At 57.8% G+C, this 277-nt stretch carries 1 protein-coding gene; it reads left to right on the top strand.

The window, feature by feature from the left end; all coding sequences use genetic code 11:
* A partial coding sequence (locus MFF64_RS36810) for a DAK2 domain-containing protein (RefSeq protein WP_238193973.1) occupies positions 1–277 on the top strand: 277 nt, incomplete at both ends.

Here is a 277-nt window from a genome sequence, read left to right as displayed (position 1 = left end):
ACCTTCTTTATCCGCGCCGCACAGGCGACCCAGGCACGGCAAAGCCTGACACTGGAAGAGCTTTATCAGATGTTCCGCGATGGCGCGGACGGCGTAATCAGTCGCGGGAAAGCCGAACCTGGCGATAAAACCATGTGTGATGTGTGGGTGCCGGTGGTGGAATCGTTACGTCAGTCCAGCGAGCAAAATCTCTCTGTTCCGGTGGCGCTCGAAGCTGCCAGTAGCATCGCCGAATCCGCTGCACAAAGTACGATTACGATGCAAGCCCGCAAAGGCC

The sequence above is a fragment of the Methylobacterium frigidaeris genome (assembly GCF_022179185.1).
Classification (GTDB): Bacteria; Pseudomonadota; Alphaproteobacteria; order Rhizobiales; family Beijerinckiaceae; genus Methylobacterium; species Methylobacterium frigidaeris.
This window is presented reverse-complemented; position numbering and strand designations above follow the sequence as displayed.